Here is a 14,767-nt window from a genome sequence, read left to right as displayed (position 1 = left end):
TCGGCGAACAGATCAGGCTGGTCCGCCGTCAGCTGGAGACCGGCGGTTCTGCCTGCAGGGCTTCGGCTGGCACACGGCCTTCACCCCAACTCCGGTATACACCATCAACCACGCGTTTCAGCTCATCCTCGCCGACATCGGCAGGTTCGCCGCGTTCAAGCGGATCGAAATGGAAAATGTACAGTCGGGACGTGAACTGCTCAAACGGAAGCGAGGATTCGCCAAACCGCTCACCGTTGCCGGAAGTACTTACACGCACGTCGTCACCCCAGTTCTGGCCACTGTCGTTGTTGGGGTTGAAGAAGTACACCCGCATCTCGCCCTCGGGATCCAGCGCCACCCGCAGCACCGTAATCGCGTGCCAGCCGATAAATCGGGCAGCGCTGTCAGTGACGGCCACGCCCGCAGGCTGGGGATGGATCAGCGGCTGGTTGCCGTTATAGTACGGGTGGTAACTGGCATAGAAATGGCGGATAAAGCCCTCCAGATCGTCGAGCTTTCCGGTGGCAACGTCCACGTTGATGGCAAAGCCACGACCGGCAGACCAGCCGTGAAATTCCGGGTTCACCCACTGGTGCGGGTCGCCCTTCCGACCGGCTACAAGCCGGCCCATTTCGGCGTAAATGCGGTCCAGGTGAGGCACGACCACCAGCGACACCGGGTCGAGGTCAAGGGTCACTTCCGAAGCCACACCGCCCACGCTGCGGGCCGACGACACCGGCTTACCCTCAAAATGCATGATGATTTCGTTGTCACGGGCCGCCCAGGCTACCATCTGCAGGAGGTAGTCCGGATCGTTGTAGGCCCACATGGACAGGGCCCGGGCAGACTGGCATGTGGGGTTGTTGCCCTGCCCCACGCCAAGTGGCTGCCCCAGCATACTGAGCACACCCTGAATCAACCAGGCTCCGGGTTGAGGCTGGTATCCATAGGCCAGTTGCAGGCGTTCACGGGCGCACGGACTCAGGGACAGGCGCGCCTGGCGCCAGAGAGCCGGCGCGACCGGCGGCTGGTAGAGGATGCCCCGCTCCAGCATCAGCGCCAGGCCATAAATGCCCTGGGCAGTTTCGGGATACACGCCTTCCTGAATCAGGGTACAGACCAGCTCGCGATAACACAGCAGGCAATCGCGCCCGGTGCTCGACAACCCCAGAGCTTCGCTCAGGAGCGCGTCCTGATCCTCCAGGATAAACCGAACAAAACAGGCGTGATAGGGCGACACCAGCCCCGTGTCGTGCATGGAGCGGGCGAAACCAGTGGCTTCGTTCTGCAGAGCCTGGGCGTCCATGGACTCCAGACGCTGTTCGTAGACCACGGCCCCGGGATCCTCACTGCAGGCTCGGGTGGGCCCGTACAGGCTGGAAATCAGACGGTCGGCGCCACGGCCGGCACCACCGAGGTCCGCTTGGGGATCGGCGCGGCAAAGGGCAATCTGGGTAATCATCCGACGCACGTCGGTGACCTGAATCGGCCGCTGCTGAAGTATCCGCCAGATTTCCTCGATGAGGCTGTCGATGACGTGTTCGTAGCCAATGTGTTCAGCGATATACTGAACCACGGCCTGGCTGATGTTGGCTAACCTGCCCTGCTCACGCTCCGCCTCGCCGGTCATGCCGAACAGCAGGCCGAGATTAATGGCAAGCACCTGGGTCAGGTAGTGATGAGCCTGCTCCGCCGAAACCGACGGATGCAGGTAGAATCCGCGAGCCACCGCCAGAAGGCGGAGCTCACTGAAGGCTTCGATTACCACCGTGTCTGCGTTCTTGCTCTGCAGGGAGTGGGTGGTGAGAGCGGGCAGAAGAATGCCGGGATCGGCCCAATCAGTGCCGATATACACGCCGGCGAGCTCAAGCCGCTCGGCGCGCTCCTCTATGACCCGGCATCCCTCCGGTTGCTGCAGGACCCGTCGGGCAATGTCGAACACGCGCGGAAGCTTGCCGGCCTTGGCAAATGGCCGGCTTTCCTCCAAAACCTGGATTGACTCATCCAGTCGTTGCACCAGCTTGTCGAAATTGACTGCCGGTACTGCGCTGCCCGGTTGGTGATCGTTCAAACGATTATCCTCAGGGCCTGCACCAAACCCGTCTGTTATTAAAGCTTCTCCTGATTATACATAGAAATCGAGTTCTTCCTGATGTTTCAGGAGATCCCGCATGACGTACGGATCGTCGCCGAAGAAATAGATCAGTCCCCAATGCGTACCGAAGGCGGTCCGTTTGGTCACGGTTTCCTCCAGCGGCGGGGTCAGTTCGTGAGACTCGAAATACTCGTGGTTCTCGGTCTCCTCCGGAATCTCAAGCTTGCTGACCACCCGGCGACGCGGATAGACACCGAAGCATCCGGCGTAACCCTTGGCATCCACTACCTCTTTCGGGAAGAAGTTTTTCACTTCCTCGGCGGTAGTCTTGGGATCGAAGGTCAGGATCATGCCCTGATAGGCGTTGAAACCATAGGCACGCTCCAGCAGCTCGAATACCTTGAATCCCGGTGGACGGTAAGCCACCTCGCCAAAGTACATGGTGCTGTCGCTGGTCACGAAGTATTCCGGATGAATAAAGCCGAAATCGATGTCGAAGGTCTTGATCAGCTTTTCGATCTCGCCCCGGATCTGGTCTCGATACTTTTCAAGGTCCGGCGTCGCGGGCACGAACACGGAATAGCCCAGGGTCACGTACTCGGAGATATTGAGGAACGCGATCTTGCCATTATGGATCCAGGCCTCCACCGCGAACTCCCAACCATCAAGGTGGGACTCCATGAGTACGGGAAACTCTTCTTCCGGGATGGTATCGACTTCATCGGGCGTACGGATCACCCGGTGGCCCAGGCACCCGGCCTTGTCGAAGGCTTTCAGGTGAATCGGGTCATTCGGGTCACCGTCCAGTTTCAGCAGTGTCTGGTTGACGCGTTTCAGGAAACGGATGACGTCGCCCTTATCGTGCGCCTCCTCGAAGATCCCGACCCGAATACCACCGAGCTGGGCACGACGCTTCATCAATGCCTTGTCGCGCAGCAGCATGGCCTGACCAAACAGGCGCGGCTTGTCCATCAGGACCGAGTTAATAGCCCCTGCCCACTCCACGGTTTCCTCAAACAGCGGAATGGCCACATCCACGCCCATATCTTTGAGGGTCTGGGCGATTTCGACGGATCGGTCGTTGAGGCGTTCGAAGTTCCAGGGCACGTAGGGAATGTCGTGCTCTTTGCAGTAGGCTTCTGCCCAGTCCGGAGCGACCACCACATAACGACGGTCGAATTTGTCTGCGGCTTCTATAGCGTTCAAGCTCCAACCAAGGAGTGCAATGTACCCCTTGTCCGGATTGTACTTATGCTCGCTCATAGGCTCTCTCCTTTGCGTGGGGTGTCTATTAACCCTACGCGTTACTTGAGAAATCGCAAATCTGACTGGCCCCAAAACAAAAAAAGCACTGTAAGTGCGGGTTTTTAAAACCTGCACTTACAGTGCTTCAGAGCCACATATACCGATTTGGAATATCAGCCCAACTTGAGCGTTGAGAGCGTTCTTTCACGCACTTTTGTAAGTAATGCCTCGTCCTCAACCAGCGATTGGCCGTAGGAAGGAACCAGGTGTTTCAGGCGTTCCTGCCATTCAGCGTTCTTGAGGCTTTCCGGGAAACAGCGCTCCAGGACATCAAGCATGGCATTGGCGGCTGTCGAGGCTCCCGGTGACGCGCCCAACAGGGCTGCCAGCGTTCCATCCTTGGCGGCCACGATTTCGGTACCGAACTCGAGTTTCCCGCCACCGCCGTCCAGTTGCTTGATGATCTGTACCCGCTGACCGGCCATCTTCAGCTCCCAGTCTTCCTCGCGGGCATCCGGGAAGAAGTTGCGCAGGGATGCGACCCGGTCGCTGTGGGACTGGAATACCTCACCAATGAGGTAGCGGGTCAGGTCCATGTTGCTCTTGCTCACGGACAGCATCGGCCGCAGGTTAGTGGGCTTGACCGACCCGAACAGATCAAAGATCGACCCCTGCTTCAGGAATCGGGTGGTGAAGCCCGCAAACGGCCCGAACAGCAGGGCCGGCTCGCCATTGATGATCCGCGTGTCCAGATGCGGCACGGACATCGGGGGCGCCCCAATCGGAGCCTTCCCGTAAACCTTGGAATGGTGCTGCTCGACAATCTCAGGCTTGCGACACACCAGCCACTGACCACTGACCGGAAAACCGCCATAGCCCTTCGCCTCTTCAATACCGGACTTCTGCAACATCGGCAAGGCGCCGCCACCAGCACCCAGGAATACAAAGCCCGTCTCCAGCTTGGTGAGCTCGCCAGTCTTCTGGTTCCGGACCCGGACTTTCCAGCGCCCGTTGTCGCGCTGGTCGATGTAGTGCACGGGGCTGCTCAGCATCAGCTCGAAATTGGGCTGGCTTTCGAGGTATTTCACCATGCTGCGGGTCAGCGAGCCGAAATCCACGTCGGCGCCGTGTTTGATCCGGGTGGCGGCCACTCTCTGCATCGGGTCACGATCCTTGACCACCAGCGGCATCCACTCTTCCAGATCCTCCGGGGATTCGGTGTATTCCATTTCCCGGAACAGGTGATGGGCACTCAGACGCTCGAAACGGCGCTTCAGGAAGGCCACGTCCTTTTCGCCCCAGACAAAACTCTGGTGGGGCGTGCGATTGATGAAGGTCTTGGGGTCGGGCAACATGCCCTGCTCCACCAGGTAGGACCAGAACTGGAGTGACACTTCGAACTGGGCATTGATCTGGAGTGCCCGATCGATGGCTACGTCACCATCCTCGGTCTCCGGCGTGTAATTGAGTTCACAGTATCCGGCGTGGCCGGTACCTGCGTTGTTCCATCCGTCGGTGCTTTCATGGGCAACGTGGTCGAGACGTTCCACCATGACGATGTCCAGGGACGGATCGAGCTGCCTGAGCATCATGCCGAGGGTGGCGCTCATGACGCCACCGCCGACCAGCACTACGTCTGCCTGTCTAACGGCCATTGGTCTATACCCTAGCTAGTATTAAGCCTGTGTACTCCCCCACGATCAGCAGGGGAGCCTGTCGAAAGCCGGTCAAGCGCAAGGTAAAGGGCGCTGCCGTTCGCTTCCGGTCTGAATGTGGGCGCAATTATCCCGATTTTCGCCGAAATAATAAATTGCGATTGTCAATCGATTCGCATTGCGCATGACTCTTAGCCAACGTTTGCCACCACATGGGTCAACTACGAACAGTGGTTTGCTTCAGGTCAAAGGTCTAAAATCCCGCCCCATTAACTTTTCCGGGCCCCTGAAACGGCCCTCCAACTGCAATCTGGACGGGGTTCCCCAATGTCTGCCCTAGAAGCTGTTCTGATCGCTCTTGCTGTTCTGGCGCTGCTTGGCGTCATTTTCGAGGAAGTCATTCACATCAACAAAGCCAAGGTGACGCTGTTCTTTGGCACCCTGAGCTGGATTCTTCTGTTTCTTGCCAGCGGAAGTGAGGGCGAAACCGCTGCTATCTCGACCGGCCTGTCTGAAAGCATTGCCGAGATAGCGGGTCTTTGGTTGTTCCTGGTCGCAGCTATGACCTTCGTTGCTTACCTGAACAAGAAAGGGATGATCGAGAACCTGATTTACCTGATCATGCCGAAGCAGGTAAGCGAACGAAAGCTGCTGTTTCTGACCGGACTTTTCTGTTTCATTTTCTCGTCTTTGGCAGACAATATCACCGCTACGTTAGTCTCATGCTCACTGATCCTGTCGCTGGATCTGGACCTGAAAAAACGCCTTCAGTTTGTCACCCTGGTGGTCTTCGCGGTGAATTCCGGAGGCGTCTCACTGATTACCGGCGACGTCACCACGCTGATGATATTCCTCGCGGACAAGGTGGAAATACTGACATTGCTCACCCTTGCCATCCCCGCGTCCATCACCGTATTTGTGCTCGCAGTTTTCCTGTCACGGGGTCTGACCGGTATCGTCACCCTGCGTTCCACGCGCAATGAAATCCGACCGGTCGATGCCGTCATCAGCGGACTGTTTTTGTTAACAATCCTGGGCACAATCAGCGGCAACGCTCTGTTTGGCGTACCGCCGGTACTGACCTTCCTGTTCGGACTTTCGGTCATGTTCCTGGTATCCCGATTCATGAGCGATGATTCCGACCTGGACCCGATCCTCGAATACATTCGTATCATTGAGTTCGAGACGTTGCTGTTCTTCCTTGGCATCCTGCTTCTGGTTGGCATGCTCAAGGAAATCCATGCGCTCGATTCTTTAGTTGCCATTTACGATGTATTGCCGCCGCTGTACGCCAATTACCTGATGGGCATTTTCTCGGCAGTGATCGATAACGTGCCGTTGACCGCGGCCCTGCTCAAAGCCGGCATTACCATGAGCCCGGGCGAGTGGATGGGGCTGACCTACGCGGTCGGCGTCGGAGGTTCACTGCTCCTCATCGGCTCCGCCGCCGGCATCGTGGCAATGAGCAAAATCCCGGGGCTGACCTTTGGTGCCTACATGCGGTATCTTGCCCACCTTCTGGTGGCCTACACGCTGGGCTATGCCGGGGTGTTCATGCTCGGACGTTTCATCAACTGAGGTTTTTCTATGCTAATGGCTGTGGGCGCAATCATTGCCGGACTGATTTTGCTGGTCTGGAGTGCCGATAAATTCGTCGAGGGTGCTGCCGCGACCGCCAAGCACCTGGGCATGCCCTCGCTGCTGATTGGCATGGTGATCATCGGCTTCGGCACCTCCGCCCCGGAACTTGCGGTATCCGCGATGGCAGCGGCCGACGGCAACCCCGGCCTGGCCCTGGGTAACGGCTACGGTTCGAACATCACCAACATCGCCCTGATCGTTGGCCTGACTGCGATCATCGCCCCCATCGCCGTGCACTCCCAGGTGATCCGCAAAGAACTGCCCTTGCTGGTGGTACTGACGCTGATTGCCGGCGCCCAACTGATAGACGGTGAGCTCTCGCGCCTTGATGGCTGGGTACTGCTCGCGGTGTTTGCGGCCGTCATGGGCTGGTCCATTTTCCAGGGCCTGCGCGGCAAGGACGATACTCTCGCTGGCGAGGCGGAGGCGCAAGTGATCGCTCACCCCATGCCTCTGAAAACGGCCATTGTCTGGCTGGTGGTCGGGCTGATTCTGCTGATCGTGAGTTCACGGCTTCTGGTCTGGGGCGCGGTGACCATTGCCCAGGCGCTCGGCGTGAGTGATCTGATTATTGGTCTGACTATCGTCGCCATCGGTACCTCGCTGCCGGAACTGGCCTCGGCCCTCGCCGCCGTCAAGAAGAACGAACACGACCTGATCCTGGGCAACATACTCGGCTCCGGAATCTTCAACACCCTGGCGGTCGTAGGCCTGGCCGCAGCCATTGAACCATTGAGGGTCGACCCGGAAGTCCTGTATCGGGACTGGACCCTTATGCTGGCCCTGACGGTAGGACTGCTGTTGATGGGCTCTGGCCTCACGGGCTGGCGACGACTCGTGAGTCGCGCGGACGGCGCCGTCCTCCTTGTCGTCTACGTGGCCTACACCGGCTACCTGTTTTCCACTGTGGTATCCGCGTCCACGGCGTGACCCCCCCCGCAACGGCGGTCAGTTACTCTGCCTCGCCGTTGCCCAGTAACTCTTCAAGCCTGCCCCGCACGTCGGTCATGACCTCCTCGAGATCCGCCTTGGTCTTGCCGGCCGTGTCCAGGGGGGTGCCGACACGAACATCGACCGGCTGACCCAGATTGATCTGCCAGGTCCGCGCCGGCAGCACACGATGAATCCCGCGGATGGCGACGGGTACGATCACGGCCTCGGTATCCAGGGCGAGATGGAAACAGCCTTTCTTGAAGGACAGCAGTTTGCCGTCTGGCGAACGCGTGCCTTCCGGTGCCGCCCATAACACAATGCCGCTTTCCATCATGGCGCGGGCGCGGTTGAGGTCTTCCACGGCACGCTGGCGGTTGGACCGATCCACGGAGGGAAATTCTCCAGCCCGCATGGCGTGACCGAGCAGAGGAATGCTGAACAGTTCTTTCTTCGCCAACATCCTGATGGAGCCGGGGAGCGAGACGAAGGTCACCGGAATGTCGTAGTGGCTGGCGTGGGTGCACATGATGATGTAGCGGCGGCCGTCCCCGAAATCCGGAACCGCCCCCCGCACCGCCAGACTAGCCCGCACCAGTCGCAACAGCGCCGCCGACCATTCCCGGCAATACTGATCCACAATAGGTCGGTTCAGTCTGCCAAACAGCGCCCTCAGCAGGATCAGCAGCGAATACAGGGCCGTTAAGCCCACCGAGCCCAGCACCACCCCGGCGCGCCGGAGCAGCGTGGCAGACTCCGTCAGCGGGTTCATTTTCAGTCGAATCATCAGCACACCACCGTTCCAGATATCCCCGGGTCCTTCGCGTCCGCCGCGGATTATAGCGACTCGCGGCGGCTCTGAATAACCACCCCCCGGATTGATCATTAAGTGATCAGGCACTATAAGTAATAAAGATATTCTTTGCTTCAGGTAGCGCCTCAGCGAAGAGTCAACCGTAAAATAACAAGACCGAGGGAGACGGATCATGAAACAGGGAACCAGCATTCAGCGGGGTGCAAATGACCCCGGGCTTATCAACCAGGGGCGACGCCAGATTCTGTTGGGCAGCGCCGGCGCCATGGCCGCCGTTAGCCTGCTGGGATTCGCGCCACTGGCGAAAGCGGAAGAACCCAAGACCCTGCCTGACTACGCCGCCTGGAAGGAACGGAACGCGCTCATCGTCCACAGCACCAACACCATGGAAACCCGACGGGATGCCATTGGCCAGGGTGTCGTCACACCGAGCGACCGGCTGTTCGTCCGCAACAACCTGCCGACCCCTCCCGAGTCCATCGTCGCCGACAGGGACGCCTGGGAGGTCCGGATTGAGGGCGTGAAGAACCCGAAAACGATGACCATCGGCGAGCTCAAGGACATCGGCGTCACAACCACAGCGTCGGTGCTGCAGTGCTCAGGGAATGGCCGCGCCTTCTTTCCACATGGCGCCGGAGGAACCCAGTGGTCGGTTGGTGCGGCCGGCTGCGTGATGTGGACCGGTGTCCCCCTGAAGGATGTAGTGGCAGCCCTTGGTGGCATGGCCGACGGTATGGAATACATCACCAGTACCGGCGGCGAGGAGCTGCCGGATGGGCTGGATCCGAAACAGGTGACAGTGGAGCGTTCGGTGCCGACCCGGGCCCTGGAAAACGCCCTGCTGGCCTGGGAGATGAACGACGAACCTCTGCCCCTGACTCACGGCGGCCCGCTGCGGATGGTGGTGCCGGGATTCTACGGCGTCAATAACGTCAAATACGTCAAACAGGTCGCCTTTACCGAGAACCAGACCGACGTGAAGATCCAGGCCTCCAGCTACCGCATCCGCGATGTTGGCGAGAAGGGATCGCCGGACCAGCCGTCCATGTGGGAGATGAACGTGAAGTCCTGGGTCACTTCCCCCCTCGAAACCGGGACCAGCGGACGCAACATGATTTACGGCGTGGCGCTGGGTGGCACAGTTCCCCTGGACAAAGTCGAGGTCTCGATCGATGGCGGCAAGTCCTGGAAGGCCGCACGTTTTCTCGGGCCGGACCTGGGCCCCTTCGCCTGGCGGCCATTCGTGATGGCCACCGACCTGTCGCCGGGCGAATATCGGATCGTCAGCAAGGCGACCGATGTCGAGGGCAATAGCCAGCCGGAGGGGCGGATCGACAATGAGCGAGGTTATGGCCACAACGGCTGGAGCGACCATGGCGTGACCGTTGCCGTCAGTTAAAGCCAAATGGGGGGCGGTGCGCAGCCTGGGCCGCCCCTGTCATCGCCTTTCTGGATCGAAGCCATGATCAAGCATTCAGCACTGAGCCTTGCCTGGGTTTTATTGGCCACCAACGCCACCGCGGACGAACTGGTCGAACAGGGCAAGAAAGTCTTTATGGAACTGGCCCAGCCGTCCTGCACCATCTGCCACACTCTCTCGGATGCCGGCTCTGCGGGTGAAATCGGTCCGAACCTCGATGAACTGGCCCCCTCGGAGACCCAGGTCCAGAATGCTGTGAAAGGCGGAGTGGGCCTCATGCCGGCATTCAGTGATTCGCTCTCGGAGGAGCAGATCCGTGCGGTCGCCCACTACGTGGCCTCGGTGACGGGGAACAGCCCATAAAAAACGGGGCTTTCGCCCCGTTTCCTGTTACCCGTTTTCCTTGAACACCATGGCAACGGAGTTCAGGCAGTAACGCTGACCGGTCGGCGGCGGACCGTCAGGGAAGACGTGCCCCAGGTGGCTATCGCACCGCGGGCAGCGAATCTCAGTACGCGCCATACCCAGACTGGTATCTTCCAGATACCGGATGTGCTCCGGATCGTAAGGCTGAAAAAAGCTGGGCCAGCCGGTGCCGGAATCGAATTTCGAATCCGAACTGAACAATGGCAGATCACACAGTCGGCAGTGATAAGCTCCGCTCTTCTTGTTGTCCAGCAGGGTGCCGCAGAACGGGTGCTCGGTGCCGTGATCAAGCAGCACCTGGCGCTCTTCGGGCGTCAGGTCGGCTGCCCTCTCATCGATTTGCGCTTTGGTCAGCGGTGTCAGGTCGTAACCCGTAGCAGAAACACTCATCGTTTACCTCTTCAGGCCGTGTTGTTGTCAGAGTCGTTATCGACGTACTCCGGTTTCAGGCGATCGCCGTAGTTGTCCACCAGTTTTTCCATTTTCGGGGCAGCCACCGCCATGATGTACGGCTGATAGGGATTGCGCGCCGCAAAATTCTGATGGTAGGCCTCAGCCGGATGGAACGCTTCCAGCGGCTCGAGCGTTGTTACTATGGGCGCCGGATAAACGCCGGCTGCATCCAGTTGTTGGATGTAGGCTTCGGCAATCTGTTTCTGGTCCGGCGTTTCGTAGAATACCGCCGAGCGGTACTGGGTACCCCGGTCGTTACCCTGGCGGTTCAGTTGGGTCGGGTCGTGCGCCACGGAGAAGAATACCTTAAGCAGCGCCCCGAAACTGACTTTCGACGGGTCATAGTGGATATCCACGACTTCGGCGTGGCCGGTTGTTCCGGTGCAGACGGCTTCATAATTGGCGGTTTCGGCGCTGCCTCCGGCATAGCCTGATTCCACTTTGTTGACACCGTCCATGGCGAGAAATACCGCTTCAACGCACCAGAAGCAGCCGCCACCCAGGACAAGACGGGCTTCAGTGTCAGTCTGCGGCAGATCCTGCTCCGGGTCGGGGAAACGGCTTCGGGGCACATTCAGCCCTGGAATATCGCACGATGTCACCATGATGTCCTCGATTCTCAAATGCGGTTGATTGGGGGCGTTCAATGTTCAAGATTGTGGCTGTTACGGTGTAATTTTACCAATGGCTCAGTCGGGGCGTCCGAACATGAACATTGCGTTCGTTTGGTTGCATACCCCGGAGCGCCAACCATACTGACAGGCAGGGTTTGCCACTATGCGATCTGACAATCGCCCGTTCGGCACATCAAGGACAGAAAGATGACGGCAAGGGCTCGCACACCTCAAAATCAGGATGAGTTGCTGGAGTATCGCCTCAGCCTCAGGCTGGGACCGGTCCACGCGCGCCAGAGACTCAACATCGAACGGGAAGCCGAGGCCCTCGTGTTCGGCCGCCGGGGATCCTCCTTCCACCTGGAAAACGTCGCCAACGCGCCTGGCTTCATACGTTTCTGCCTGAAACTGGTCGGTCTCTTCGGTCGCGGACAGGATAACAGCCGACGCATCGACACCGTCTACAACCGTTTTCGCCTGCCTGATCTTCCGGCAGCCTTCGAGGGCTTCCGCATCCTTCATCTGACCGACCTGCATGTGGACATGGACGAGGCCAATCTGAAGGCCGTGATTCGCCAGATTGAGCCCCTGGACTATGATCTCTGCGTACTCACGGGCGACTATCGACGCCTGACCTGGGGCCCGGTGGACGAGGCCCTGGAGGGTATGTTGCAGCTGCGTGATGCCATTCGCGGCAAGGCCTATGCCGTGCTGGGCAATCACGACAGCGTCCGCATGGTGCCTGGCCTTGAGGACATGGGCTATTCACTGTTGATGAACGAAATGCTGCCCATCGAGCACAACGGCGCGCAGATCTATCTTGCTGGCGTGGACGACGCCCATTTCTACAAGGTGCACAACCTGCATCGGGCGGGGGACGACATTCCCCTTAACGGCACCAGCATCCTGCTGAGCCACACCCCGGAAATCTGGCGGGAAGCCGCGCACGCCGGCTACGACGTATTCCTCTGCGGTCACACCCACGGCGGTCAGATCTGCCTGCCGGGCGGCATACCGGTGACACTGGATTCGGACTGCCCGCGCCACCTCGGCCGAGGGTACTGGCAGGCCAATGGCATGCAGGGCTATACGTCTCCGGGCTCGGGCACTTCGGTCGTCAATGTCCGGCTGAACTGTCCCCCGGAGGTGACGGTCCATACCCTCACCCGAGGTCCCCAGTGACCAGCTAAAGGTCAGTGGGGGTGGCGACGGATGCCCAGCCGGTATAGCAGTGGCGAAAACAGTATGTTTGAGGCGGTGAACAGGGCCACGATCAACAACGCGCTCCACCAGCTAACTGGCAGCCAGATCGCCGCCAATGCCATTGGCAGCGCCGATTCCGGAATCTGATCCAGACCCAGGGCCCTTGCGCTCGAGTCCAGCCCGAGCCGGCGCTTGGTGAAGCTGCTGACAAGATCGCCCATCAGCCCCAGCAGACCGAACAGCAGACCAAAGGCAAAACCAAGGCCGGCCCACAGGGAAAACAGGGCGCAACTAAGGGAACCGGAGATCAGGCCGCGCCAGGTTTTGCTGGTACCCAGGATCGGGCGACCGTCCCGCCACCGCCGGCCGCCATCAATTGGTGCCGCCCAGTGCCGCTTGAGGACACGGGCCACAACCACCGGTACGCCATTGGCGAGCACCAGCATCACAAACAACTCCAGTGATATCAGCAAGTACTCGAACTCCTTCTCGGCCTGATCCTCACCAATCCATCAGCGGTGCCGCAGATTCAGGCGATGCCGCCGCGCGTCAGCTTCAATGGGTCCATCAACTGCTCCAGTCGCGTGCGACTGAGCCCGCTGCGCTCCTCCGCCACATCGATCACCGGGCGCCCGGTTCGATACGCCTCTTTGGCAATGTCAGCGGCCAGGCTGTAACCAATCTCCGGGTTCAGCGCAGTCACCAGAACCGGGTTGCGCCCCACACCGGCATCCAGGTTCTCGGCATTGACGCTGAAGTCCCGGATAGCCTTGTCAGCCAGCATGTTGGCCGAGTTGCTGAGCAGGTCCAGCATATCCAGCAGATTCCCTGCGACCAGTGGCAGCATCACGTTCAACTGGAAGTTCCCGGACTGACCGGCAATGGCGACAGCGCTGTCGAGCCCCATCACCTGGGCACCGACCATGGCGACCGACTCCGGGATAACCGGGTTCACCTTGCCAGGCATGATGCTGCTGCCGGGCTGCAGGGCCGGCAGGCTGATCTCGGAGAGGCCATGAATCGGACCACTGTTCATCCAGCGCAGGTCGTTGGCGATCTTGGTCAGTACGATGGCAGTGCCCCGCAGCTGGGAAGACAGCGCAACCGGCGCATCGACCGCACTCTGTCCCAGGAACTTGTGGTCCAGGGAGCGGAAACCGTGGCCGGTGTTGGCTTTCAGGAACTTGATGAACTGCTCGGCGAATTCCGGCGCCGCATTGACCCCGGTGCCGACAGCCGTGCCGCCCTGCGGTACCGACAAAAGCTCGTCCGCGGCAGCCTCAACCCGCTTTTCAGTGGCCAGCAACTGCTCCCGCCAGGTCCGAAGCTCCTGCCCCAACGTGACGGGCATGGCATCCATCAGATGCGTACGCCCGGTTTTGACCTGCTCCGAAAACTCTGCCTCGCGTTCGTAAATCATCCCGCGCAGATGAGTCAATGCCGGAATCAGCTTCTGCTTCACCGCCATGACGGCGCTGACATGAATCGCCGTCGGAATCACGTCGTTGGAGCTCTGGCTCATGTTGACGTGATCGTTGGGATGCACTTCCACCCCCTGTTTTCCGGCAATTGCCGCAATCACTTCATTGGCGTTCATGTTGGTACTGGTGCCAGAGCCGGTCTGATAGCGGTCGACCGGAAACTGATCCGAAAACTCACCCTGCACCAGTGCCTCGCAGGCGGAAACGATGGCGTCCCGGAGGTCGTTCTCCAGCAGCCCCAGGCTGGCGTTCGCCTCTGCTGCGGCCCACTTGATGTAAGCAACGGCCGCAATAAAGGCCGGAGGCAGTGGCTGGCCACTGACCGGAAAGTTCTCCACCGCCCGCTGGGTCTGGGCTCCCCAAAGCGCTTCGGCGGGCACATGGACTTCACCAAGGCTGTCCCGTTCGGTTCGATACTCGCTCATATTCCCTCCTGTCTATCCATTTACACACGGGATTGTCAGCGTCTACGGCACTCCGGCTATTTTGTATCAGCCGGAATTCGATCGGAGCCGGACATGATCACAAATGCCCGTCACCTGCTCAAAATTCACAATCAGGGTATGCACCGTGTTGGTGTAGGTGTCGTGAAGGTGAAACTTGAACCGGTGCTGCTTTTCGCCCTGAAGAAAGGCATCGTATTCCCGCACAAGTTCCCTTACGTCTCCGCCCTCGTTCTTTGTCCAGGTTGCATTGAACGGCCCGAGAACAGCACCGCCAGCGAGGCAGATGGTCACTTCATGGTTAGTCAGTCCGGATTCCTGGGCACTCATGGTTGCTCCCCCTGTAGTTGAACAACGGATCATCC

14 protein-coding genes are annotated in these 14,767 nt (G+C 59.5%); 5 read left to right on the top strand and 9 right to left on the bottom strand.

Annotated features, from left to right (window positions below; translation table 11 throughout):
• Positions 1-28: 28 nt before the first annotated feature.
• The 3 genes from QQF73_RS02815 to mqo all read right to left on the bottom strand — a co-directional run bounded on the left by QQF73_RS02815 (position 29) and on the right by mqo (position 4,977).
• Complete coding sequence (locus tag QQF73_RS02815) at positions 29-2,053, bottom strand: hypothetical protein (RefSeq protein ID WP_219866947.1); 2,025 nt, start codon at positions 2,051-2,053, stop codon at positions 29-31.
• 54 nt (positions 2,054-2,107) lie between these two features.
• Entirely contained in the window at positions 2,108-3,340 is a 1,233-nt protein-coding gene (locus QQF73_RS02810; protein ID WP_219866948.1) for an ATP-grasp domain-containing protein, read from the bottom strand.
• A 155-nt stretch (positions 3,341-3,495) separates the two neighbouring features.
• A complete protein-coding gene (mqo, locus tag QQF73_RS02805) occupies positions 3,496-4,977 on the bottom strand; it encodes a malate dehydrogenase (quinone) (protein WP_285367165.1) in 1,482 nt (493 codons plus the stop codon).
• A 327-nt stretch (positions 4,978-5,304) separates the two neighbouring features.
• On the opposite strand from mqo, the gene nhaD reads away from it, so the two are divergent.
• Complete coding sequence (nhaD, locus tag QQF73_RS02800; protein WP_219866950.1) at positions 5,305-6,555, top strand: sodium:proton antiporter NhaD; 1,251 nt, start codon at positions 5,305-5,307, stop codon at positions 6,553-6,555.
• 9 nt (positions 6,556-6,564) lie between these two features.
• On the top strand, positions 6,565-7,548 hold the full coding sequence (locus QQF73_RS02795; protein WP_285367162.1) for a calcium/sodium antiporter: 984 nt from the start codon (positions 6,565-6,567) through the stop codon (positions 7,546-7,548).
• 22 nt (positions 7,549-7,570) lie between these two features.
• Here QQF73_RS02795 and QQF73_RS02790 read toward each other — a convergent pair whose 3' ends face one another.
• Positions 7,571-8,335: a lysophospholipid acyltransferase family protein gene (locus QQF73_RS02790; protein ID WP_285367160.1), complete on the bottom strand. Its 765-nt coding sequence runs from the start codon at positions 8,333-8,335 to the stop codon at positions 7,571-7,573.
• A gap of 199 nt (positions 8,336-8,534) precedes the next feature.
• On the opposite strand from QQF73_RS02790, the gene sorT reads away from it, so the two are divergent.
• Positions 8,535-9,761 (top strand): SorT family sulfite dehydrogenase catalytic subunit, encoded by a 1,227-nt coding sequence (gene sorT / locus QQF73_RS02785; protein WP_219866953.1) that lies wholly within the window; start codon positions 8,535-8,537, stop codon positions 9,759-9,761.
• Between the two features lie 63 nt (positions 9,762-9,824).
• Positions 9,825-10,145, top strand: coding sequence for a SorU family sulfite dehydrogenase c-type cytochrome subunit (gene sorU, locus QQF73_RS02780; protein WP_285367159.1), 321 nt, complete (start codon positions 9,825-9,827; stop codon positions 10,143-10,145).
• Positions 10,146-10,172: 27 nt separating this feature from the next.
• Here sorU and msrB read toward each other — a convergent pair whose 3' ends face one another.
• Positions 10,173-10,598, bottom strand: a complete 426-nt coding sequence (gene msrB, locus QQF73_RS02775; RefSeq protein ID WP_219866955.1) for a peptide-methionine (R)-S-oxide reductase MsrB — start codon at positions 10,596-10,598, stop codon at positions 10,173-10,175.
• A gap of 11 nt (positions 10,599-10,609) precedes the next feature.
• On the bottom strand, positions 10,610-11,266 hold the full coding sequence (gene msrA, locus QQF73_RS02770; protein ID WP_285367156.1) for a peptide-methionine (S)-S-oxide reductase MsrA: 657 nt from the start codon (positions 11,264-11,266) through the stop codon (positions 10,610-10,612).
• Between the two features lie 216 nt (positions 11,267-11,482).
• Between msrA and QQF73_RS02765 the strand changes: the two genes are divergently transcribed.
• Positions 11,483-12,457 (top strand): metallophosphoesterase, encoded by a 975-nt coding sequence (locus tag QQF73_RS02765; protein ID WP_219866957.1) that lies wholly within the window; start codon positions 11,483-11,485, stop codon positions 12,455-12,457.
• Positions 12,458-12,468: 11 nt separating this feature from the next.
• Here QQF73_RS02765 and QQF73_RS02760 read toward each other — a convergent pair whose 3' ends face one another.
• The 3 genes from QQF73_RS02760 to QQF73_RS02750 form a co-directional block, all read right to left on the bottom strand.
• Positions 12,469-12,951 (bottom strand): CDP-archaeol synthase, encoded by a 483-nt coding sequence (locus QQF73_RS02760; protein ID WP_219866958.1) that lies wholly within the window; start codon positions 12,949-12,951, stop codon positions 12,469-12,471.
• A 56-nt stretch (positions 12,952-13,007) separates the two neighbouring features.
• A complete protein-coding gene (locus tag QQF73_RS02755) occupies positions 13,008-14,384 on the bottom strand; it encodes a class II fumarate hydratase (RefSeq protein ID WP_285367152.1) in 1,377 nt (458 codons plus the stop codon).
• A gap of 66 nt (positions 14,385-14,450) precedes the next feature.
• Positions 14,451-14,732 carry a hypothetical protein gene (locus tag QQF73_RS02750; protein WP_218635610.1) on the bottom strand — a complete coding sequence of 94 codons (282 nt, stop codon included), beginning with the start codon at positions 14,730-14,732 and terminating at the stop codon, positions 14,451-14,453.
• Positions 14,733-14,767: the final 35 nt, after the last annotated feature.

This window comes from Marinobacter albus (assembly GCF_030238305.1).
Taxonomy (GTDB): domain Bacteria; phylum Pseudomonadota; class Gammaproteobacteria; order Pseudomonadales; family Oleiphilaceae; genus Marinobacter; species Marinobacter albus.
This window is presented reverse-complemented; position numbering and strand designations above follow the sequence as displayed.

What these genes read in the sequence shown, in the direction of transcription:
- QQF73_RS02810 (WP_219866948.1), bottom strand. Translation starts at nt 3,340, where the DNA reads ATGAGCGAGCATAAGTACAATCCGGACAAGGGGTACATTGCACTCCTT.
- mqo (WP_285367165.1), bottom strand. Translation starts at nt 4,977, where the DNA reads ATGGCCGTTAGACAGGCAGACGTAGTGCTGGTCGGCGGTGGCGTCATG.
- nhaD (WP_219866950.1), top strand. Translation starts at nt 5,305, where the DNA reads ATGTCTGCCCTAGAAGCTGTTCTGATCGCTCTTGCTGTTCTGGCGCTG.
- QQF73_RS02795 (WP_285367162.1), top strand. Translation starts at nt 6,565, where the DNA reads ATGCTAATGGCTGTGGGCGCAATCATTGCCGGACTGATTTTGCTGGTC.
- QQF73_RS02790 (WP_285367160.1), bottom strand. Translation starts at nt 8,335, where the DNA reads ATGATTCGACTGAAAATGAACCCGCTGACGGAGTCTGCCACGCTGCTC.
- sorT (WP_219866953.1), top strand. Translation starts at nt 8,535, where the DNA reads ATGAAACAGGGAACCAGCATTCAGCGGGGTGCAAATGACCCCGGGCTT.
- sorU (WP_285367159.1), top strand. Translation starts at nt 9,825, where the DNA reads ATGATCAAGCATTCAGCACTGAGCCTTGCCTGGGTTTTATTGGCCACC.
- msrB (WP_219866955.1), bottom strand. Translation starts at nt 10,598, where the DNA reads ATGAGTGTTTCTGCTACGGGTTACGACCTGACACCGCTGACCAAAGCG.
- msrA (WP_285367156.1), bottom strand. Translation starts at nt 11,266, where the DNA reads ATGGTGACATCGTGCGATATTCCAGGGCTGAATGTGCCCCGAAGCCGT.
- QQF73_RS02765 (WP_219866957.1), top strand. Translation starts at nt 11,483, where the DNA reads ATGACGGCAAGGGCTCGCACACCTCAAAATCAGGATGAGTTGCTGGAG.
- QQF73_RS02755 (WP_285367152.1), bottom strand. Translation starts at nt 14,384, where the DNA reads ATGAGCGAGTATCGAACCGAACGGGACAGCCTTGGTGAAGTCCATGTG.
- QQF73_RS02750 (WP_218635610.1), bottom strand. Translation starts at nt 14,732, where the DNA reads ATGAGTGCCCAGGAATCCGGACTGACTAACCATGAAGTGACCATCTGC.